This is a genomic window from Kitasatospora sp. NPDC058190 (assembly GCF_042883685.1).
Taxonomy (GTDB): domain Bacteria; phylum Actinomycetota; class Actinomycetes; order Streptomycetales; family Streptomycetaceae; genus Kitasatospora.
In genome coordinates, this window is record NZ_JBHVVI010000032.1 from 48139 (window position 1) to 68080 (window position 19942).

Sequence of the window (19942 nt, forward strand, 5' to 3'; positions counted from 1 at the left end):
CGTCCCTGCTCGTCGGCTCCTCTTCGTTCCAGTTCGGGCCGCCGCCCTTCCGGCGAGGCCGGTCATCGACTCGACCGGCTCTGGCTCGCAGCCCCAGCCGGTTGGTCGAAGCCGTCCGACCTCGACGCCGTCCGTCGGCTCGCTGACCCACAGCGCGCCGGCCATGGATCTGAGCATGCTTCTGAACATCAATTCCGAACACGGGAGGTACCGTGGCCAAGGGCTACTGGGTCAGCGTCTACCGCACCATCACAGACCCTGAGAGGCTTGCTGCCTACGACAAGCTGGCCGGTCCAGCCGTCAGGGCCGCGGGCGGGCGGCTGCTCACCCGCGGCAGCCGGGTCGTCGTACACGACGCCGGAATCGCCGAGCGCACCATCCTGATCGAGTTCGACAGCTTCGAACAGGCGGTCGCCGCACGCGCGAGTGCGGCCTACCAGGAGGCGCTGGCCGTACTCGCTGACGGCGTCGAGCGCGACTTCCGCATCATCGAAGGCCTCGACTGACGACCGATGCCGTGTCAGGGAGGAACACGACGCCGGCCGCGGGGATCACCCCGGCTCGTCAGCGCGCCGCACCGTCGCGGAAAGCGTCAGGCCGGTGGCATCGGCGGTGATGTCCGGTCCGGCGACGGTTCCCGGCGGCGCGGCGGCGCGGCGGCTCGGACGTCGGCCTCGATGTCGGCGGGGTGCGTTCGACGAGGTTCCAGCGGCCGATGTGGATCACCAGGGCGGCGTACGGGTTCGGGGCTGAAGCGTCGAGGACGGTGAGGGCGAGGCAGGTGGTGAACCGGGCGAGGCCGCGCGCCCTTGAAACGGAGATCCTTCGAGGGAGCGAGTTCGACTCCAGCTCGTTGAGATGGCCGACCGCAAGACCATGCGCCTCAACGAACTCCACCGACCGGTCGGGCAGCCCTTCGCCCCGACGGTGTGCCCCGGTCGACTCCATGGCGTCGTCGACCGCCGGAAAGCGCGTATGGGATGCTGCGCGAAGAGGATCTGAACGTCGTCGGCTTGGACGAGGGCGCGTGATGCCGGGTGCGCCCGCGGCGACGACGCGGGCGCCGAGCCGTCAGGCGGGCTGGACGGTGATTGTGCAGAGGCGCTTGGTGGCCCGGGTCAGGGCTACGTACAAGTCCCTTTCCCCACCGGGGCGGGCCGTGATGATTTCGTCGGGGTTCATGACGACGACCCCGTCGAATTCCAGGCCGCGCGCTTCGGACGCCGGCACGATGCGTGCGTGGTGAGCGATGCCCTGGGCCGTCAGCTCGCTCACCCTGGTGTCCGCGCAGATCACTCCCAGAAGCTCGCCCGGGTGCGCGGTGCTCTGGGCGCGGAGTTCCTGAACGATGGCGGTGACCAACCCGTCCGGAGGTGTGGTCACGGTGCGAGGGCTCTCGCCGCTTCGCAGTGACCGTGTGGGCTTCTGGTCCGGGGCGATCCGTGCGAGCAGGTCCCGGACGGTCTCCAGGATCTCCTGCGTGGTGCGGTAGCTGACGGTCAGGTTGTGCAGTTTGAACCGCGGTCCGACGTGGGGGCTCAGTGCTTCCTTCCAGTCGCGTGCTGTCGCGACCGGGCCTGCCTGGGCGAAGTCACCCACCAGTGTCATCGCCCGTGCCGGGCAGCGGCGGACGATCATCCGCCACTGCATGGCGGTCAGTTCCTGCGCCTCGTCGACGACGACGTGCCCGTACGTCCGCTCGGGGGGACCGTCGACCAGGCTCGCCGCCTCGTCCAGCAACGGCACATCGGCATCGGTCCACGGGGCGTCCGGACCGCGCAGCAGAAGGGACCGCTCCTGCGCGGTCAGGCGGGGCAGGTGTTCGGCGAGAGCGTCGGCGTTCGTCAGGAGCGCCTTCACGAGGTCACCGGGGACCAGCCGCGGCCACAACACCTCGACCGCTCGGTCGACGCCGGCGGCGTCGTCGAGGAGATCGGCTCGGATGGCGTCCAGGTCCAGCTCGTGGCCCGGACCCGAGTCGGCCGTCCCTTCGGCACGGCGCTGGGCGACTCCCGTGAACCGGTCGAGGTTGATGCCCGTCATCCTTTCGGTATCGGCGTCGATCTGCTCCAGGAGGTCGCCCATGTCTCGTTGCATCGCGTCGGTGACGGCGTCGACCAAGAGCTCTTTGAACACCTGGCGCGCGGGGTTGTGCCCCGGTGCGGCTGCCACGGCGGCGTCGCGTGCCGTGGCGACCTCCTCGCCGGAGAGGTGAACCAGTTCCTGTCCGACCCGCACGGTGAAGTCACCGGCGGGGGCCTGGTGGACGCGCAGCAGGCCGGCCAAGGCGTCGGCGAGGTCGGAGCCGCCCTTGAGGCGCGCCGTATCGAACGGGTCCACCGTGTCCGTGGGCACTCCGGCCAGTTCCCGGCAGGTCGCCAGAACGACGTCGTTCTCTCCGAGCGAGGGAAGGACCTGGGAGATGTAGTCGAGGAACCGGGCGTTCGGGCCCACCACCAGGACACCCTCCTCCGCGGCGCGCGGGAACGCGTACAGGACATAGGCCGCCCGGTGCAGGGCGACCACCGTCTTGCCGGTGCCGGGCCCGCCCTGCACCACGGTCACCCCACGGTGGGCGGAGCGGACGATCTCGTCCTGCTCGGCCTGCAGCGTCGCGACGGCCGCGTGCATCCTGCCCGTGCGCCGTGCCGACAGCGCCTCGGTCAACGGGCCGTCACCCACGACGTCCTCGTCCGTCGGGGCGGTCCCGTCCAGCAGTTCGTCGCTCACCGAGACGACCGTGCGCTCCTCGAGGCGCAGGTGCCGGCGCCGCCGCAGGTCCATCGGGTGGACCGGTGTCGCCTCGTAGAAGGGCCGCGCCGCGTTCGCGCGCCAGTCCACGAGCAGAGGCAGGTCATCCTCCTCCGTCTGCAGTCCGATCCGCCCGATGCGCAGGGCCGTGCCGTCCGTCCAGTCGATGCGCCCGAAGACCAGCCCCTTTTCGGCGCCCTCCAGCCGGTCGATTTCCTTGGCCAGACGCTCGGCGGCGATTTCTCTCTCGTATGCCTCACCGGCGCTTTCCGCCGAGGCCTTCAGCACACTCGCTCGGTGTACTCGCGCCTCGGAAAGCCGCTCGGTGAGCAACTCGTACAAGGAGGACACATAATCCCGCTCCGATTCAACCGCACGCACAGCGGGATCATTCATCTTCGACAACACGGGGCTCCTTCGATTCGAGCCAAACCATACGGTCAAAGTTCCCTGAAGGTAAGTCTTGACTTACTTGGCGAAGACATGCCCCTGTGACTGAATCCATGACGGCTGACCGTATGGCATGCATTCCGCCGTTCCGTATATCGCTAATTGCGCTCCCAGTGCCCGCCTGCCTTATGGGCGAGCCCGCCCTCGGATGCCGGCGATGTTTTGCCGCGCTCGGGAAAAGGGGGAGGATCCGGCGAGGCGACCGGCGCCATCGGGCTCACTGCCAGGGGGCATCTGGCCGCTTCGTCCGGCGACCCGACCGAGGAGACGAGCAGAGAAGGGGTTGAGCCCTCGACCGGTCCACCACTGCCTCCTCGACCCCTGCCAGGTCCTCGACGGCACCGCGGCGCTCCCGGCCCGGCGCAAGGCGCGCCGCGAGTACGAGAACCGCGTCAACGCACTCCCGGCTGCCGGCCCGCGTTGAGCCGACCGACCACCGCACCCGCCGAGATCAAGAACCGGCGGCTTCTGGGCTTACTTCGGCGCTACCCCCACTACGCCCGCGAGGGCGAGATCACCCGCCGCCGGCCCGAACGGCAGAACGAGCAGGCGTGGTGTCCGACCGTCACGACGAATGCGGTCATCCGCTGGCACACGGAGTGCACGGGCCTGGCCGTGGATGAACTGCGCTGCGCCGGCCGCGGGGTCGCGCCCGGGACCTCAGCCCAGTTCCATGAGGATGTCGGCGCGGGCGTAGTAGTCGGCCACCGGGAGCCGGTCGCGGGCGATCCTGACGAACCCGGCGTCCTCGTAGAGGTGGACGGCGGGGGCCAGCTTGCTGTTCGTGCCGAGGAACAGCCTGGCCGCGCCGAGTGCCCGGGCCCGGTCGATCGCCGCGGCCACGAGCCGGCGGCCGATGCCGCGCCCCTGCGCGCCGGGGGTGACGGCCATCTTCGCCAGCTCGAACACGGCGTCCGGGTGGGCCAGAAGTGCGACGCACCCCACGACGGTTCCGCTTCCCGGCTCGCGAGCCAGGAGCACGTCGCCGCCCGGGTCCACGATGCGGCCGAACGGATCCCCGAGCACGGCCCGGTCCTCCTCCACCAGGGTGAACAGCTGCGAGATCCACTCCTCGTTCAGCGTGCGGAATGCGTCGGCGTCGCTCGGTGAGGCGATCGAGGAGACCACGGTCGGGGCGGAGGCGTACGGCACGGGGCGGATTCCTTCCCTGGATGACACCACGTCAGACTGCGGCTGCGCCCGCCCATGTGTCCAATACGTACGCCGGTCGCCATCCATAGGCTGGAGATATGGATCAGCGAATCGAGCTCCGGCATCTGCGCTACTTCCTGGCGCTGGCCGAGGAGTTGCACTTCGGCCGCGCCGCCCGGCGGCTGCACATCGCCCAGCCCGCCCTGTCCCAGCAGATCAGGCAGCTGGAGAAGATCGTCGGTGTCGAGCTGTTCCGGCGGACCTCCCGGAGCGTCCATCTCACGGACGCCGGGGTGACGTTCCGGCCGCGGGCGCGAGACCTCCTGGGCCGGCTGGCCGCCGATCTGGACGAGGCCGGCCGGGTCGGCCGCGGCGAGGCCGGCCGCCTGGACGTCGCCTTCATCACCTCCGCCGCCGCGATCGTCAGCGAACGGCTCCGTGCCTTCTCCCTTCGCCGCCCGGACGTCCAGGTCAGGCTGCACGACGGCTTCACCGTCGACGTCCTGACGGCCCTGGAACGCGGCACGGCCGACATCGGGATCGTCCGGGATGCCGAGGAGCGCGACGACATCGACCTCGCCCTCCTGACGACTGAACGGTTCGTCGCGGTCGTCCCCGCCGACCACCCCGCCGCTGAGGGAGACCGGGTGGAAGCGGCGGCGCTGGCCGCCGACCCGCTGATCCTCTTCCCGCGCTCCGCGGGAGCCCGCGCGTTCGACGTGAACACCCAGCCGATCCGGGACACCGGCAACGACGTCCGGGTCGCGCAGGAGTGCTCGAACTGGCACACCATCACCATGCTCGTCGCCGCCGGCCTCGGTGTCACCATCGCCCCCCGCAGCGTCACCACGTTGCTCCCCGCGGGCGCCCGGCGCCTTGAGCTCGACGGGCCGTCCGCCGTGAGCCGGGTCTTCCTGGCCACCCGCCGAGGAGACGACCGCCCCCTCGTGCGGGCCTTCGTCGAGGTGTCCGAATCCGTGGCGGGCCGGGGCGGACGGTCGAACGACGGGGCCGCGTCGGCCTGCTGAGCGCTTCGGACCTTCGGTCGACGTCGGCCCCCGGTCCGTGGACGTCGGGCCCGGACGCCCGACACGGGCATCCGGGTGGGCTGCTCGAACCGCCGCACACGCAGACCGGTCGTGTATCGACCGTCCGGTCCTTCCCCGGAAAAGCGACTGACGGACCGTCTGGCAGGCCAACGGGAGGGGTCCTTGGCGGCCCCCGCCGCGGGCGTGGATATCGTGGCCGACGCCGCGCGGCCGACTCCTCGGCGTGCGGCCTTTCGTCATGTCAGGAGAGATCTGGGTGAAGTCCCCAATGACAGCGCTCCGGAGCGCCGCGGCCCTCGTGGCGGCCGTGCTCGTGGCGGCGCCCGCCGCCGCAGGCTCCGCCGTGGCCGCTCCCGCCGGAGGTCCGGACACCAAGGCGGTGACGTACCAGGGCCGCGTCTTCCACGTGCCCGCGGCCTGGCCGGTGGTGGACCTGGCCGTGGACCCGCAGGCCTGCGTCCGCTTCGACCAGCACGCGCTGTACCTCGGCCACCCGGGCGAGCAGCAGGCCTGCCCGTCGCGGTTGACCGGCCGCACGGAGGCCCTGCTGGTCGAACCCGCCGCGGCCGCCGCACCGGACGGGGAGGGTTCCAACCCCGTCGCGCAGACGATCCGGGCGACCGACGGCGTCGTCGCGGTGACCGGGACGTACGACACGGACCAGCCGCTGGTGAAGCGGATCATCACCGGTGCCGGGCTCACCCCCGCGCCGGCGCACCGACCGCAGCCGGCGCCCGCGGGGCCCCGGACGACCGTTGCCCCGCGGTCCGCCACCACCACCGCTGCCGCCGCTGCCGCCGCGCCGTCCGGCCAGGCCATGGCCGCACCGGCTGCGGCGGCGTCGATACCGGCGTCGATACCGGCGTCGGCGACGAACTACACCGGCAAGGGGTTTGACGCGTGTACGGCGCCCTCCGGCGCCGCGATGAACGCGTGGATGACCTCCTCCCCGTACCGGGCGGTCGGCATCTACATCGGCGGTGTCAGGCGGGCCTGCGCCCAGCCGAACCTGACGGCCTCCTGGGTCCAGCAGCAGCAGGCCGCGGGCTGGGCCTTCATGCCGATGTACGTCGGTGTGCAGGCCCCGAAGATCAGCTCCCCCGCCACCGAGGGCGCCAACGCCGCCGACGACGCGGTGAGTCAGGCCCAGGCCCTCGGCTTCGGCCCCGGCACGATCCTCTACTACGACATGGAGGCGTACGCCACTCCGCAGTACTCGGCCACGGTGCTCGCCTTCCTCACCGCCTGGACCAACGAACTGCACGCCTGGGGCTACAACTCCGGCGTCTACAGCAGCTCCGGGTCCGGCATGAAGGACCTGGCCGCCAATGCCGGCAACAGCGCCTACACCATGCCCGACGCCGTTTTCAGCGCCAACTGGAACGGCAAGGAGGACACCGCCGACCCGTCGATACCGGCCGGCTACTGGTCCGGCCATCAGCGCGCCCACCAGTACGCTTCGCCGCAGGACCCGGAGACCTGGGGCGGCTACGCGATAGCGATCGACCAGGACTACCTGGACATCCAGCTCACCGCCGCCCCGCCGTCCCAGTCCTCCGCGTTCTTCCTCGGCGTGCGCCAGAGCTCGGGCGTCTGGCCCGGCTTCAGCCCGTTGACGGGCGGAGCGGGCGTCTTCCGCGGCTCGGAGGCCGCGATCACCGGGCTGCCGGGCGGTTCCTCGCAGGAGCTGGGCATCGGCCTGGACGGCCGGCTCTACCACGGGGTCCGCGCCTCGAACGGCAGTTGGAGCGGTTTCGCCGCGCTGGCCGACGACGGCACCCCGGCCTCGCAGGGCCGCCGGGCCGGCATCGCGGGCATGCCGGACGGCTCCTCGCAGGTCCTGGCCATCGGCAGTGACGGCAACGTCTACCACCGGATCCGCTTCGCGGACGGCAGCTGGTCCGGCTACGGAGCGCTCCCCGGGGTCGGCACCCCGACCATGGCGGCCTGGGACGTCGCCATCGCCGGTCTACCCGACGGGTCCGCCCAGGTCCTCGCGATCGGCAACGACGGGAACGTCTACCACGAGACCCGCTTCGCCAACGGCAGTTGGAGCGGCTTCGCCCCGCTCCCCGGTGTGAACAGCTCGTGGATGGCGGCCTCGCGGGTGGCCATCACCGGACTGTCGGACGGCTCCTCGCAGGTCCTGGTGATCGGCGGCGACGGCAACCTCTACCACGAGACCCGCTTCGCCGGCGGCAACTGGTCCGGCTTCGCCGCGATCCCCGGCAACGGCACGCCCACCATGGCCGCGCGGTCGGTCGGCATCGCGGGTCTGCCGGACGGGTCGTCCCAGGTGGCGGTGGTCGGCGGCGACGGCAACGTCTACCACGAGACCCGCTTCGCCGGCGGCGCCTGGTCCGGATTCGCCGCGGTCCAGGGCCCGTACGGTGCGAGCACCTTCCCGGCCCAGCGCGCCGCCATCGCGGGCCTGCCGGACGGCTCCAGCCAGCTGGTGGCTGTCCGGAGCTGACCCGGTCACGCCCCACCATCCGGCGCCCCCGCCCCCGGCCCGCCCCGGGGGCGGGGGCGCTGTCCGGTTCATCCGGCACCACGTCGCCCCAGGGTCGATCAGCACCCGGGTGCCACGGGAGGGGACGGCCGAAGGCGGGAAACGTCCCCGGCCGCGGCAACTGGGCGGGGTACCCTGCGACTTCGGGGGGCGGGGCAGGTCGTGGGCCGGGAGGGAACGATGGCACGTCGGGAGTTGGAGCCGGAGCTGGCCGCGCGGGTGCGGGCGGCGTTCGCGGAGTTCGGGAACGAGGTCACCCTGCACGGGGACGTGGCCCGCGACGCGCAGGGGCGCGACTACGGGCTCGGAGGGCTCCTGGCACTGGTGGAGCAGCGGCCGGGGGTCCCGCTGCGGGAGCTGGTCCGCGCCCATGTCCTCGAACTGGTCGTCGCCGTCCAGGGGCCGACGGCGGGGGACGCCGGCTCGCCGCAGGAGACGGCGGCCCGGCTCCACCCGCTGCTCCTGGACGCCACGACCCTGGCCGACCCCGCGCGGCACCCGCACGCGCACGAAGTCGCGCCCGGGGTAATGGAGTTCCTGGCGCTGGAGTCACCCGTCGGCTGGCAGGTGCTGACCGGGTCCGCCGTCGCCGAACTCGGGGACGCGTCGAGGTTGCGCGAGGCCGCGCGGGCGCGGCTGGCCCGGCTGCCCGTGGAGCGGCACGAGCTCCGGCCGACCGGGCAGGGTGGCGGCCTGCACGTCGTCACGGGTGGTTCGGCGCTGACGGGGAGCCGGGTCCTCGTCCTGGACGCCCTCTACCGCGAGGTCACCGGGCGGGAACTGCCGCCGGACGGCGCGGTGGTGGCCTTCCCCACGGCGTTCCGGCTGCTGTTCGCGCCGTTCGACGTCCAGGTACCGGACGTGCTGCAGGTCCTGATCGAGGCGGCCGCCCGGGAGTTCGACGAATCCGCCGCGCCGCTGTCCCGGCACACCTACTGGTGGCGCGGCGGCGAGCTGATGCCGCTCACCGAGGTGGGCGAGGGCGGCCTGCTGGACCTCGTGCACGTGGACGAGGTCGTCGCGGCGGTCACCCGGCTGGCCGAGGGGCACGCAGACCTGCCCGGGCCACGACCGCACCACTACCGCTTCGCGCACCGCCTGCTGCCCTCGCTCGACAACCTGGTCACGGTGCCGAGGGAGCGGCTCGACGGCGAGTTGCGGCGGCTCTGGGAGGAGTACGGTGCGAGCCTGCCGGTCGAGCATCGGCTGGAGCCGGAGGGCCTCCGGGGCGGGTTCGTCCAGGCCGGGCGGCACCGTATGCTCCTCGTCGCCCTCCCGGTGCCGCGGGCGGCGACGGAGGCCTTCGCGGTGGTGCTGGCCTGGCCGGGTGACGGCTCCGCGCAGCGGGCCTTCACCCTGGAGTACGCGGTCGACCCGATCACCGGCGAACGCGGGGCGGTGCTGGGCGAGTGGGAGGCGGCGGGCCGCCACCGCCTGCACCGGACCGGCATGACCGCCGAGGCCCGCCCCTTCCTCCACGCCGTCGCGGCCCTCCTCGACGCGCCGCCGATTGAAGCGGCGAGGACCGTTCCGCGGGCGAAGCGGCGCGGCCTGTTCCGCCGATGAGCCGACGCCTCGCGTCGGTGACGCGCGGGACGGCGGGGTTCACCGGGGGCGGAGTGCTCAGGACCGCTCCGCCATCGTCGGGTCCGCCACGCCCGCCGCAGCTCAGCCGCCCATCTGCGGTGAGGCTGACTGCCCCAGCCTGATCCCGGTCGGCATGAGCGCCAGCCAGGGCATCACCCCCTGAAACACCGCCACCCCGCGCACCGGAAAGGAGCACCGCCGATGTCCAACCCCCGCGCCCACCGCGACGGGCTGCGTGCCAAGCAGCTCGCTGACGGCCGCCTCGCCGTCTACGACGAGCACGCCCAGCAGGGCCACCTCCTCACCCCGCTGAGCGCCGCCGTCTTCCACGTCGCCGACGGCACCCGTACCCTCACCGACCTCACCACCGCCGTCGCCCGCACCCACCCCGAAGCCGACACCGCCGTCATCCGACTCGCTCTCGCCGAACTGCAGACCGCCCACCTCCTCGACACCCCACCCGAGGAGCCCAACAACGCGTCCCCCGTCTCTGGTTGAACCAGCTCGGCCCGTCCTCGCCGCAGAAGTCGATGCCGTAGACCACTCGCGCCGCACCTCGGACATCCCGCGTGCTCTCCCCAGGGGTCGCTGCCGCCCCGGAGAATCCGCCTGTGAAGCAACAGGCTCTGCGTGAAGGCCGGAGTGCGCAGCCGACCGAAGGAGTTGGTCGTATTCGCTGTCCATGAGCGTGGTGCAGTCGGTATGCCCGACGAGGACCTTCTGGCCCCGCAGTCTCGTCCGACGTACACGTCGGCGACGATCTCGGCGACCGCACTGCACCACGATCGGGGACTCAACTCGTTGCCGCCGCTCATCGAAATCCCGAGGGCCCGGGCCTGATGGTCCGAGCGCCGGCTCGGTTCACACCGCGTCCGGTCGTCGCGCGTTTCGCCGACTTCCGTCCACCAGGTCGTTCCAGCGATCGACCGTCCAGATCATGCGCAGCCCCAGTCGCCCCATCATCACGGGACGGGGGAACTTCGACCTCCGCATCCATACGAGTTCCAGGTCGTCGTGCCGGTGCCCGTCGATGATCAGGTCGGCGATGAGCGAGCCGACGTACGGTGCCTGAGCCAGCCCGTGACCGTTGCAGGCAATCGAGTAGAAGACGTTGTCACCGAGCCGGCCTGCGAGCGGCAGCCAGGATGAGGTGATGGCGATCCACCCACCCCAGGCACGCTCGACGGCGAGGTCCGCAAGAGCCGGAAACCTCGTCGCGAAGGCCGTCGCGAGTTCGTCCACGAGTCCCGGGTCCGGCTCCTTCGCGGGCAGCGGGAAGGTCGTTCCCCGCTCGAGCCTCCGGACACCGAAGACGATGGTGTTGCGCGAGGTCAGGCGGTAGTTCTCCATGATGTTGTGCTGCGTCACGACCCCTGACCGGCTGGTCCAGCCGAGCGCGGCCAGCCGCTCGTCGTCGATCGGTTCCGTCTCCATCTCGATGATCCAGAGTGGGACGGAGAGGTTCCGGGGAGTGATCTCCCATTCCCCTGCGAACGCATTCGTCGCCAGCACGACCTTGTTCGCCCGCACCGTACCGTGCGGGGTGGAGAGCACGACTCGACCGTCGTCCCGGGTGACGTCGGTGACCTTCGTCCCTTCGAAGACCCGAGCCGAGGACGCCAGCAGCGCCGTCCGGATGCCGCGGCTGAACTTGCCGGGGTTCATCATGCCCCCGACGACCTCGCGCATCCCGCCGACGAATCCGCGGGGGATGCCGAGCTCCGCACTGGTGCCCAGCTCGACGTGGGCGCCGACGCTCCACAGGATCTTGGCCACCCGACGTACCCGGCCCATCTGCCCGCGCGACACGGCGGCGAAGCAGTTGCCCACCGGCTCGTAGTCGCAGTCGATCCGGAAGGTGTCGATGAGGCCCCCGACGAAGCGATACGCGACCCGCGCCGATGATCAGCACATCGACGTGCACGGGCTTCGTCTGGCCGGCGGTTGTGTTCGTCACTGGTGTCTCCTGAACCGTGAACTCGCCTCGTCGTATGCGGATCACCTGGACGGTGCGAAGCGACAAGGGGCTGTGGCATGGCAACTGCTACGATCTGGAATCGTGTTCGAGCGAAATCCGGCAATTCAGGCGTCGAGCCGTCCGGCACAGCGCCGCGGAATGGAGCGCAGACGGGCGATCCTCGACGCCGCCGAGGCACTGCTCATCGAACAGGGCTATGAGGGGGCGACCCTCAAGGCGATCGGTGAGCGGGTCGGAATCCCGATCACCTCCGTGTACCACTACTTCTCCGATCGCCATCAGGTCGAGGCCGTGCTCCTGCAGCGGCACATGGGCGAGCTCGACGCGATCGTCGCCGCGCTGTTCGACGTCCCGGGGCCGCGGACGCTGCGCGACGCGGTCGACGCCGTCATCGATGCGCTCCTGAACTACTTCCGTGGCCACCGGGACTGCGCAGAGGTGTGGTTCTCCGGACGCAGTGAGCGGATCGAGGAGCTGGTCCACGAGTTCGACCGGGTGCAAGGGCAGAGGCTGCGCACCTTCCTGGTGGGGCGGCAGCTCCTGGTCGCCGACGCCCCGCCGCTCGTTCTGCAGCTCGCTTTCGAGGTCGGTAACCGGCTCTTCGACGTCGCGTTCCGCACTGTGCCGACCGGCGACGACCTGACGATCGACGAGGCGCGGCGCTTCATCACCGCCTACCTCGAGACGTACTCCGTCCCGGCGGTCGTACAGGACTGAGGCGCCGGTTCGCCTGCCGGCTTCGTCCTGGTCCGCGGCCTTGTCGAAGGGCTCGCCGGCCGGCCGGTACACCTCGCGCGCGGCTCCGATGAAGACGACTCGCCGGAACGCGCGGTGCGTGGTCGGAACGCCCTTGGGGCGCCCCGTCGTACCCGAGGTGTAGAACAGCGCGGCCACATCGGAGGGTTCGACGCCATCCGCCGCGTACGGATCGCCGTCCGGCAGCGGAGTGTGCGCCGACAGATCGACCTTCACACCGGCGTCGCCGAGTGCGAAATCCACCTCCGGCCCGGCTGACCGGGTGTTCACCGCCACGGCGATGCCGCCGGCCAGGACCGTTCCCCGGAAGGCGAGCGCCCAGTCGGTTCCTGCCGGGTATCGAACGGCCACCCGGTCGCCGGGCCGCAGGCCGGCGGCCCGCAGACCGCCGGCCACCCGTGAAGCGCGCTCCCGCAGCTGCGCGTAGGTCAGGCGTTCCCCGCCGAGTTCGACGACCGCTTCGACCTCCGGGCGGGCGTCGACGTGTGCCCGGAGCATGTCCGGAAGCGTCCCGGACAGACCCGAGTAGCTCGGGACGCCGCAGGCGTCCCTCACGACGCCCTCCTGCGGGAAGGGGTTGTGCGAGCGGGGGGATCTCGCTGACTGCAGGGCCATGAGGGCTCTCCAAGGAGTGTGGGGGCAGCGAGCGCCGTGTGCCGATACGACCGGAGCGTCGACCCGATCGCAGGGGTGGCCGTCTCCGTACCCGTGCTGCGGAAGGCGCCTCGTGGGCACTGGACACCGAGGAGCAGGGGCTCGGGGTCCAAACTCGAATGAATTCGAGTTTAATGATCGGCGAGGCGCCGTCAAGGCCTCTCGCGCGTGGACAGGGCCTGCGGGGGAGGATTTGCACCGACACGAGGATTCCGTGCCTTCTCCATCCCTCCGGGCCCTGCCCGGTCACTCGCCGGAGCCCCACCAGCCACCTGATGGGCTCCTACGGGAACGCGGTGCGCGATGCGCCTTCCTCACCGCCAACGGGGTCCCCCTGGCCATCGGCATCCTGTTGACCTGGGCCACGTCGCTTGTCCGCCGGAACCGCGAGCTTCCGCCTGTTTCATCCGGGTTTGCCGAGGCTCGACCAGTGACGATGACGCCCTACGTGATCGTCAGCGGAACCGAGGTGGGAACATCGGCGTCGGGAGAAGCAGAACCAGTAGTAACGGGGGATGGCGTCATGGTGATGCGGCGATCGGAACGGGCGGCCGACCGGCCGGTGGCACGGCGGCAGTTGCTCGCCTGGGCGGCGACGGGCGCCGCGGTGCTCGGGGCGGGAGCCGCGCTGACCGGGTGCAGTAGTTCCGGCTCCCCGAGCTCGGACGCCGGGTCCGCCGACTCACCAACGGACGACTTCTCCCCGGCCGCGCCGGTCCCCTCGGGCGTCCCCGGGTTGCCCACCCCGTCGGCCTCGGCCGTCGCGGCGCGCAGCAAGCCGGTCTACAAGGTCCACGACATCCTGCCCAGCGCGCCGTCCAACGCCGTCGCGCTGACCATCGACGACGGCCCGAGCCGGCTCTACACCCCGCAGGTGCTCCAGCTGCTGCGCAAGTACGACATCCGGGCCACCTTCTCGGTGGTCGGGATGGAGGCGCACGCCAACAAGGACGTCATCAAGCAGATCGCCGCGGACGGCCACACGCTGGCCAACCACACCATGACGCACCCCCAGCCGCTCTCACACCGCAGCGCGGCCCAGATCCACCAGCAGCTCGTCGACACCCAGTCCGTCCTCGTGGACTCCGGGGCGCCGGCGCCGACGCTCTTCCGCTCCCCGGGCGGCGACTGGTCCCCGACCATCCTGGAGACCGCGGCGCAGCTCGGCATGACCCCCATCGACTGGGACGTCGACCCCCGGGACTGGGCCCGGCCCGGCACCAACAAGATCACCGAGAAGCTGCTGGCCGCCAAGCCCGGCGACATCCTGCTCTGCCACGACGGCGGCGGCGACCGCACCCAGACGCTGGAGGCGCTGAAGACGGTGCTGCCAGCGCTCAAGGCCAAGGGCTACACGTTCGTCACCCTCTGACCGGATCCGCAGGCACCGCCCGTGGCCAAGTGGTCGGCGGGGGTTACCCGTTCGTCACGCTTCGCCCCGATCCGCGGGCCGCCCGACGGGCAGGAACCGGACTCTCGTGCCCGGCGCCGCCCAGGCGGCGGCGGGCAGGGCCTCGGCCGGTACCGCGCCGGTGACGGGGTAGCCGCCGGCGGGTCTGGACGTCCACCTGGTGCTGGACGACTACGCCACCCACAGGCGTCCACAAGTCCGTCCAGGTCTTGTGTCAGGGCAGACTGAGCGCGTGCCATCGGACGCGCGTCGGTGACAGCGACGGTTAACCGCGCAGGTCAGAGCACCTGGGATGTCTTGGAGGTTCGGGTTTCGCCTTCCTGCGCTCCCTGCCGGCCCGTCCTCATCGCCTCCACCCTCGCCGATGCCCAGGCGCGTGTGGCGCTGTTCGCCGTAGAGGGAGCCGCAGTCTCGTCACCGTCTCAGGACGAAAAGCCGTACCGCCCGTGCAGCCGGACGAACCTGGCCCAGGTGAGGGTCTGCCGGTGCTGCAGTCCCGAAGCGGTGCGTCGGAAGGACATGACCTGCTCCTGCCCACCCGGTCCGATGGGCTGGACCAGGCGGCCGCCGAGCCGAAGTTGCTCGATCAGTGGGGGAGGGACTTCGGGGAACGCGGCGGAGACGATGATGGCGTCGTACGGGGCGCGGTCCGGCACGCCGCAGCCGCCGTCCCCGACGCGCAGCTCCACATTGTGAACGCTCTGGCGGGCGAGATTGCGGCGCGCCTGCCGAACGAGATCCGGCCATATCTCGATGCTCACGACGTCTGCGGCGAGGCGAGCGATCAGGGCGGCCGGTACCGACTTCGAGGACGTGCTCGTTCCCGGTGATTTCCAGACCTTCGATCATCTTCGCCGACAGTGAGGGCTGGGTGGTCACCTGCCCGTGCGGGATCGGGACCGGCCGGTCCTCGCAGGCGAGGGCGACGTATTCGGCAGGGACGAATCCTGCTCGTGGCGTCGCCCTTATGGCGTCGAGCAGCCGCTCGTCGCGGACCCCGGCAACCAGGACGGCCTGGACGAGATCTCGGGGTGCGGGAGGAGCCTCTCCGGTCACGTCCGCTCTCCCCGCGTCCGCCGGAGGCCGAGCATGCCGTCCGGACCGAGATCGATGCGTGAGCCGAAGACGCGGCTGATCCGGTCGAGAATCTCCCGTACCCACCGGGAGTCTTCGTGCGATGCGGGCGTGAGACGCATCTGTCGAGCCTGTACGGGCGTCATGCATGCGCCGACCAGCTCTCCGGTGTCCGGCTCGACCGAGACGAAGTACAGCAGGCGCAAGTCGTCCCGGTACTCCTCGTAGCCGGAGATGCCCTCGTAGTCGTCGATGAAGTCGCCGCAGCCGTAGAGGATGAGCTTCCCGCGGTAGACCTCGACGGGACGGGGATGGTGCGAGGAGTGCCCGTGCACCACGTCGACACCGCCGTCGATCAGCGCATGCGCGAAGCGGATCTGAGCGCGTGAGACGTGGTAGCCCCAGTTGGACCCCCAGTGGATCGATACGACCACGATGTCGCCCGGTTGCTTCACCCGCCGTACTCGGTCGGCGACCTCGGCGGCGTCCGCATCCGAGGTTTCCGATACGAGGGCGACGCCGGCCCGGTCCTTGGCCGCGGCCCACGTCGGCGGAATCCCGCTGGACGCCGTCCCGAACGCGAAGATCAGAACCCGCCTGCCGCCGTCGACCGGGACGATCGCGGGCCGCCGGGCCGCGCCCGCGTCCCGTCCTGCCCCCACCGCCCGTAGTCCCGCATGCTCCAGGGTTCCGAGTGTCTCTTCGAGCCCGCGGCGCCCGAAGTCCAGCACGTGGTTGTTGGCCAGCACACAGGCGTCGGGCTGGCCCTCGGCCAGGCAGGGGAGATTGGCAGGAGCCATCCGGTAGTGCACCTGCTTGTCCGGTGCGAAGTCGTCGCTCCGGGTGACACTCGTCTCCAGATTCACCACCCGGACGTCGGGCGCGGCGTCGTCGAGGAGCCGCAGGGTCTCCCCCCAGGGCCAGGAGAAGTCGACCGGACGAGGAATCGGGCCGTTCACGGCCTCCGCCGACTCGACGTAGGTCAGTGCATCCCAGAGGTACGACTCCCGCAGGGTCGGATCGCCCGGGTGGGGGAGGATCTGGTCGACACCTCGCCCGAGCATCACGTCGCCGCAGAGAAACAACCTCACCGGATCGGTGCCCATGCTTCAACGCTAGTGCTGTGACCGCATGGACATCGCACGTGGTTGAGCGTCAAGCGGGATGGGTTTGATCAGCGGTCTGGAGCGGTGGGTTGCCAGGCGAGATCGAGTGCCTCGTCGATTGTGGCGGTGCTGGGTTCCTGGGAGCCGCCGAGGGCTGCGTGGCTCAGCAGCACCGGTGTCCCGGCCTCCAGCGCGTGGGTGATGTCTTGGAGCATCGAGGTGACCGAGGCCCACTGGGGAACGTCCAGGATCCAGGTCTCGTGGTCCCAGAGGAGTACTGCGCCATGGGTGTCACCGGGGCGCAGGTCGACGATCAGTCCGTCGCCGCCGGGGCTCAACGCGATCGGCATGAACTCCCGCTGGTAGCGGCTCTCGGGATGGCCGTTCTCGTCGAACGAGTCGCCTTCCTGCTCGGCGACCAGTAGCCAGATGTCGTGGGTCTCCAGGGCCTCGTCCAGCGAGACCGGGGCGAACGCGTCCGGAATCCAGTAGCTCGCGGTGACGTCGGGCAGCAGCCACCAGGCCCGAAGGTCGGCGGGCAGGGGCAGGCCGAGGTCTGCCTCGAACGCGTCCAGGCGGGCGGCATCCGGCGCTGGTCTCGCCGGGCCTCGTCGGGTGTGCGTGGTGAGCCAGGTGCCGATGCGGCTCCAGGAGGTCGGGACGTCGTGATCCGCGGTTGTCATGGCGGGCAGTCTGCCTCACGGCGGTGTCAACGGTCGAAGCTGTGAGCACTCTCAGCGAAGCAGCTGGTCAGGCAGCGACTGCGGTGATGGCCGGGGCGGGGAAGGCGGTGTTCTCGTCGAACCGTTCGTGGTGCTGGAGGCAGTGGTGGAGCTGTCCGAGGAGGCGGTTGAAGAGGTGGCGTTGGGCGGCGGCGTGCCCGTCTCCGAATTCGCGGCGGGCGTGGTAGTGGGCGCCGGCTCCGGGTGAGGCGGTGAGGGCGGAGAACGCCCAGAAGTAGCCGACGTGGTTGAGGCGGTCGTTCTTGACCAGGCGTCGTCCAATGACAGGAGGTCATGGGTGAGATGGCTCTGGAGCTGCTGGCGCGATCGCAGTACTGCTGGTCAAGGGACCGGGGGCCCAGCACTGGTGAGGACGTCGGTCCGCCGATCCTGTGGCGGGTCCTTGCTCCTTCGAGTTGAACGTCTCACGACCTCCAACCGGCAGGCGACCCGCCAACGCCAACCCGGTGAACCTTCGCGGTCGGAGCACCAGGTGCAAGCCGCCGACTCCGGGAGCCGGGCTGTGTGTCAGGACCGATCATTGTCGACATGAACAGGTGGTCGAATCCCCGACGTCCTTCAGGAGGAGCCCGGACTGCGGCTGTGGCACCATGCGCCGCTCCGCTACCTGGCGACGGTCGAGGGTGCTCCGCAGCGGGAGTCGAGTGACCGCCTCGGCCACGATCGAGCGCGATTGTCAGCCTGATGGACGACCTGGAGCGCCTCGGCCTCGCCGAGCGCCGGCCCGTCCTCCGGGGACCGCCGCGGCCACATCGTCGTCCTGTCGATCGCGGCCGGGACGACCTGCGAGACACTGATAGGGACGAGTCCACGCCGCCCCTGGGCCGCCCCACCACCGTGACAGCGGGAGGCGGCAGGACAACCGGATGCATGGGGCGCATTCCGCCCGAGATGCCGTCGATCGACCGGGACTGGGACGAAGTCACGATGGACGCCCGGAAGAGGCCCGAGCCACCCAGGGTGGCCGATGAGCGCACGACGCTGACCGGCTTCCTGCAGTACCAGCGCGAGACGCTGGCCATGAAGTGCACGGGGCTGACCGCCGAGCGGCTGAGGGAGAGAGCCGTGCGGCCCTCGGAACTCTCCCTGCTCGGACTCGTTCGGCACATGGCCGACGTCGAGCGGACCTGGTTCCGCAACGTGCTTCACGGTGAGCACACCAAGCCCCATTGGCCTCGTAGCGAAGGCGGCGCATTCGATGTCGACACCGCGGACCCGGCCGAAGCGTTCGAGATCTGGCACGAGGAGTGTGCCCGATCCAGCGCCATCGTGGACGCCGCCGAATCCCTCGACGCCACCGGTCACTTCGGCAGGGACGTCTTCTCGCTCCGCTGCATCCTGATCCACATGATCGAGGAGTACGCCCGCCACAACGGCCACGCCGACCTTCTCCGCGAACGCATCGACGGAGCTACCGGGCAATGAGGGGCGGCCCTCACTCAGGTCGGCAGCCAGGAGGAAGCCCTACCGCTTCGCCGTGCACGTTCCTCCGCTCACGGACCGCCGGTGGGACACCCTGTTGGACGATCGCCACCCGGGCCGGCACTCCCGGCGGCCGCCGAACCGACCCGGCAGGGACCGGCGGTGCTACCCCGTCAGCAAGACGACGACCCGCTGCGCCTCGTGGTCGACGGCGTGGTCGCCATGGACGACACCGCCAACCTGGGCGGCATCGAACGGCAACTTGCCCCGCTCCAGGACATCCTGGGACCGGACGAGGCCGGACCAGGCGACGATGGCCTGCCCCACCTCGTCATTGGTTACCCGCGCCCCGTACGGCGCATCCGGAAGCCGGGCCACCAGGCCGCGGAGAGAGCCGCCGGCGGTGGCCACCACGCCGGTTGTGTCGTGTCGGGGCGGTCCTCACCGTGACCGGTGGGCCCGGAGCAGCAGGGTGTCGGCTGTGCGCGCGTCCGAAGTGGCAGGGGGGAGCCGGTCGATGCTGATGGCCGTGAACCCGGCCTCGTCCAGCAGCTTCGTCCAGACGTGCTCCTGGAGGACCCAGCGCCGCATCGATGCCGGGGTGCCGTCCGGTGCGCGGGCGGGGATGTCGGCGTGCACCGCGTCCGGTTCGGCGGGTGCTCCACCGACGTAGCGGCCCAGGGTGGAGGCGGCGAACAGCCCGCCGGGGCGCAGCGCGCGGGCGGCAGCCGGGAGGAGTTGGCGGGGGTCGGCGAAGTCGAAGGCGCCGAACACCGAGTAGAGGACGTCGTACTCGCCCGGGAGCGCGTCCAGGTGCTCGACCGCGGCGGCGTGCACCGTGCGCAGGCGGGGCGCGAGGTGGCTGTAGAGGTCGCAGGCCATGGCGTGTTGGGCGGGGGAGGCGTCGACGGCGTCGACCCTGTCCGGGGCCTGGTGGACGGCGAGGTGGGCGGCGTGACGGGCGGCGCCCGCGCCGAGGTCGGCCACGACCAGGCCGGTGAGGTCACCCAGCATCTCGGTACCCGGCCCGCCGTCCTGGGCCCAGACCCAGGAGAAGGAGTCGGGGACGGCCCTGTCCGTGGAGGAGCGGGTGCGGCCGTGGTGGTGCCAGAGATCCGGCGCGCCACCTTGGGCGGGAATGGTGGGCGTCACACGCAGGGCTTTGGGACGGGGCCGGTGTTCGATGCCGGTCACGGTCGCTCCTTAGTGGTCGGCTCCGGAAGTCCTTCGGGGGTCGACCCGGGAGCCGCTGTCGCGACTGGCAGTCGGTCAGATCCCGGGCATGGCGGGGTGGAGG

16 protein-coding genes and 4 pseudogenes are annotated in these 19942 nt (G+C 71.0%); 9 read left to right on the forward strand and 11 right to left on the reverse strand.

Annotation, left to right across the window (positions count from 1 at the left end):
• Positions 1-212: 212 nt before the first annotated feature.
• On the forward strand, positions 213-506 hold the full coding sequence (locus tag ACFVWU_RS17115; protein WP_387621073.1) for a DUF1330 domain-containing protein: 294 nt from the start codon (positions 213-215) through the stop codon (positions 504-506).
• Positions 507-1071: 565 nt separating this feature from the next.
• On the opposite strand, the gene ACFVWU_RS17120 is transcribed toward ACFVWU_RS17115, so the two are convergent.
• On the reverse strand, positions 1072-3147 hold the full coding sequence (locus tag ACFVWU_RS17120) for a HelD family protein (protein ID WP_387621141.1): 2076 nt from the start codon (positions 3145-3147) through the stop codon (positions 1072-1074).
• 337 nt (positions 3148-3484) lie between these two features.
• Between ACFVWU_RS17120 and ACFVWU_RS17125 the strand changes: the two genes are divergently transcribed.
• Complete coding sequence (locus tag ACFVWU_RS17125) at positions 3485-3625, forward strand: hypothetical protein (RefSeq protein ID WP_387621075.1); 141 nt, start codon at positions 3485-3487, stop codon at positions 3623-3625.
• A gap of 236 nt (positions 3626-3861) precedes the next feature.
• Here the strand turns inward: ACFVWU_RS17125 and ACFVWU_RS17130 are convergent, their stop codons facing one another.
• Positions 3862-4353, reverse strand: coding sequence for a GNAT family N-acetyltransferase (locus tag ACFVWU_RS17130; protein WP_387621078.1), 492 nt, complete (start codon positions 4351-4353; stop codon positions 3862-3864).
• 98 nt (positions 4354-4451) lie between these two features.
• On the opposite strand from ACFVWU_RS17130, the gene ACFVWU_RS17135 reads away from it, so the two are divergent.
• The 4 genes from ACFVWU_RS17135 to ACFVWU_RS17150 all read left to right on the forward strand — a co-directional run bounded on the left by ACFVWU_RS17135 (position 4452) and on the right by ACFVWU_RS17150 (position 9999).
• Complete coding sequence (locus ACFVWU_RS17135; protein ID WP_387621081.1) at positions 4452-5381, forward strand: LysR family transcriptional regulator; 930 nt, start codon at positions 4452-4454, stop codon at positions 5379-5381.
• A 289-nt stretch (positions 5382-5670) separates the two neighbouring features.
• Positions 5671-7875 carry a glycoside hydrolase domain-containing protein gene (locus ACFVWU_RS17140; protein WP_387621083.1) on the forward strand — a complete coding sequence of 735 codons (2205 nt, stop codon included), beginning with the start codon at positions 5671-5673 and terminating at the stop codon, positions 7873-7875.
• 219 nt (positions 7876-8094) lie between these two features.
• Entirely contained in the window at positions 8095-9480 is a 1386-nt protein-coding gene (locus ACFVWU_RS17145; protein WP_387621086.1) for a hypothetical protein, read from the forward strand.
• A 222-nt stretch (positions 9481-9702) separates the two neighbouring features.
• On the forward strand, positions 9703-9999 hold the full coding sequence (locus ACFVWU_RS17150) for a hypothetical protein (RefSeq protein ID WP_387621089.1): 297 nt from the start codon (positions 9703-9705) through the stop codon (positions 9997-9999).
• Between the two features lie 363 nt (positions 10000-10362).
• Here ACFVWU_RS17150 and ACFVWU_RS17155 read toward each other — a convergent pair.
• Positions 10363-11379 (reverse strand): annotated as a pseudogene (locus ACFVWU_RS17155) (NAD(P)/FAD-dependent oxidoreductase); the annotation flags it as partial.
• A gap of 181 nt (positions 11380-11560) precedes the next feature.
• On the opposite strand from ACFVWU_RS17155, the gene ACFVWU_RS17160 reads away from it, so the two are divergent.
• The gene (locus tag ACFVWU_RS17160; RefSeq protein WP_387621092.1) at positions 11561-12196 is read left to right on the forward strand and encodes a TetR/AcrR family transcriptional regulator; all 636 of its coding nucleotides are present in this window, start codon (positions 11561-11563) and stop codon (positions 12194-12196) included.
• Between the two features lie 114 nt (positions 12197-12310).
• Here ACFVWU_RS17160 and ACFVWU_RS17165 read toward each other — a convergent pair.
• Positions 12311-12850, reverse strand: a pseudogene (locus ACFVWU_RS17165) (AMP-binding protein); the annotation flags it as partial.
• A 562-nt stretch (positions 12851-13412) separates the two neighbouring features.
• Between ACFVWU_RS17165 and ACFVWU_RS17170 the strand changes: the two are divergent.
• Entirely contained in the window at positions 13413-14261 is an 849-nt protein-coding gene (locus ACFVWU_RS17170; RefSeq protein ID WP_387621095.1) for a polysaccharide deacetylase family protein, read from the forward strand.
• A 461-nt stretch (positions 14262-14722) separates the two neighbouring features.
• On the opposite strand, the gene ACFVWU_RS17175 is transcribed toward ACFVWU_RS17170, so the two are convergent.
• The 5 genes and pseudogenes from ACFVWU_RS17175 to ACFVWU_RS17195 form a co-directional block, all read right to left on the reverse strand.
• Entirely contained in the window at positions 14723-15061 is a 339-nt protein-coding gene (locus ACFVWU_RS17175) for a protein-L-isoaspartate O-methyltransferase (RefSeq protein ID WP_387621097.1), read from the reverse strand.
• 91 nt (positions 15062-15152) lie between these two features.
• Positions 15153-15461, reverse strand: a pseudogene (locus ACFVWU_RS17180) (hypothetical protein); the annotation flags it as partial.
• Positions 15353-16480 carry a CapA family protein gene (locus ACFVWU_RS17185; protein ID WP_387621100.1) on the reverse strand — a complete coding sequence of 376 codons (1128 nt, stop codon included), beginning with the start codon at positions 16478-16480 and terminating at the stop codon, positions 15353-15355. The gene ACFVWU_RS17185 and the pseudogene ACFVWU_RS17180, both read right to left, overlap by 109 nt.
• Positions 16481-16548: 68 nt before the next feature.
• On the reverse strand, positions 16549-17163 hold the full coding sequence (locus tag ACFVWU_RS17190; protein WP_387621102.1) for an SMI1/KNR4 family protein: 615 nt from the start codon (positions 17161-17163) through the stop codon (positions 16549-16551).
• A gap of 67 nt (positions 17164-17230) precedes the next feature.
• A pseudogene (locus ACFVWU_RS17195) lies at positions 17231-17485 on the reverse strand (IS110 family transposase); the annotation flags it as partial.
• Positions 17486-17907: 422 nt separating this feature from the next.
• Here ACFVWU_RS17195 and ACFVWU_RS17200 point away from each other — a divergent pair.
• Complete coding sequence (locus ACFVWU_RS17200) at positions 17908-18648, forward strand: DinB family protein (protein ID WP_387621105.1); 741 nt, start codon at positions 17908-17910, stop codon at positions 18646-18648.
• Positions 18649-18810: 162 nt separating this feature from the next.
• Here ACFVWU_RS17200 and ACFVWU_RS17205 read toward each other — a convergent pair whose 3' ends face one another.
• Both ACFVWU_RS17205 and ACFVWU_RS17210 read right to left on the reverse strand, forming a co-directional pair.
• Positions 18811-19059, reverse strand: coding sequence for a hypothetical protein (locus tag ACFVWU_RS17205; RefSeq protein WP_387621108.1), 249 nt, complete (start codon positions 19057-19059; stop codon positions 18811-18813).
• A 27-nt stretch (positions 19060-19086) separates the two neighbouring features.
• On the reverse strand, positions 19087-19797 hold the full coding sequence (locus ACFVWU_RS17210) for a class I SAM-dependent methyltransferase (RefSeq protein WP_387621144.1): 711 nt from the start codon (positions 19795-19797) through the stop codon (positions 19087-19089).
• Between the last annotated feature and the right edge of the window lie 145 nt (positions 19798-19942).

What these genes read in the sequence shown, in the direction of transcription:
- ACFVWU_RS17120 (WP_387621141.1), bottom strand. Translation starts at nt 3,147, where the DNA reads ATGAATGATCCCGCTGTGCGTGCGGTTGAATCGGAGCGGGATTATGTG.
- ACFVWU_RS17135 (WP_387621081.1), top strand. Translation starts at nt 4,452, where the DNA reads ATGGATCAGCGAATCGAGCTCCGGCATCTGCGCTACTTCCTGGCGCTG.
- ACFVWU_RS17140 (WP_387621083.1), top strand. Translation starts at nt 5,671, where the DNA reads ATGACAGCGCTCCGGAGCGCCGCGGCCCTCGTGGCGGCCGTGCTCGTG.
- ACFVWU_RS17145 (WP_387621086.1), top strand. Translation starts at nt 8,095, where the DNA reads ATGGCACGTCGGGAGTTGGAGCCGGAGCTGGCCGCGCGGGTGCGGGCG.
- ACFVWU_RS17150 (WP_387621089.1), top strand. Translation starts at nt 9,703, where the DNA reads ATGTCCAACCCCCGCGCCCACCGCGACGGGCTGCGTGCCAAGCAGCTC.
- ACFVWU_RS17170 (WP_387621095.1), top strand. Translation starts at nt 13,413, where the DNA reads ATGGTGATGCGGCGATCGGAACGGGCGGCCGACCGGCCGGTGGCACGG.
- ACFVWU_RS17185 (WP_387621100.1), bottom strand. Translation starts at nt 16,480, where the DNA reads ATGGGCACCGATCCGGTGAGGTTGTTTCTCTGCGGCGACGTGATGCTC.
- ACFVWU_RS17190 (WP_387621102.1), bottom strand. Translation starts at nt 17,163, where the DNA reads ATGACAACCGCGGATCACGACGTCCCGACCTCCTGGAGCCGCATCGGC.
- ACFVWU_RS17200 (WP_387621105.1), top strand. Translation starts at nt 17,908, where the DNA reads ATGGACGACCTGGAGCGCCTCGGCCTCGCCGAGCGCCGGCCCGTCCTC.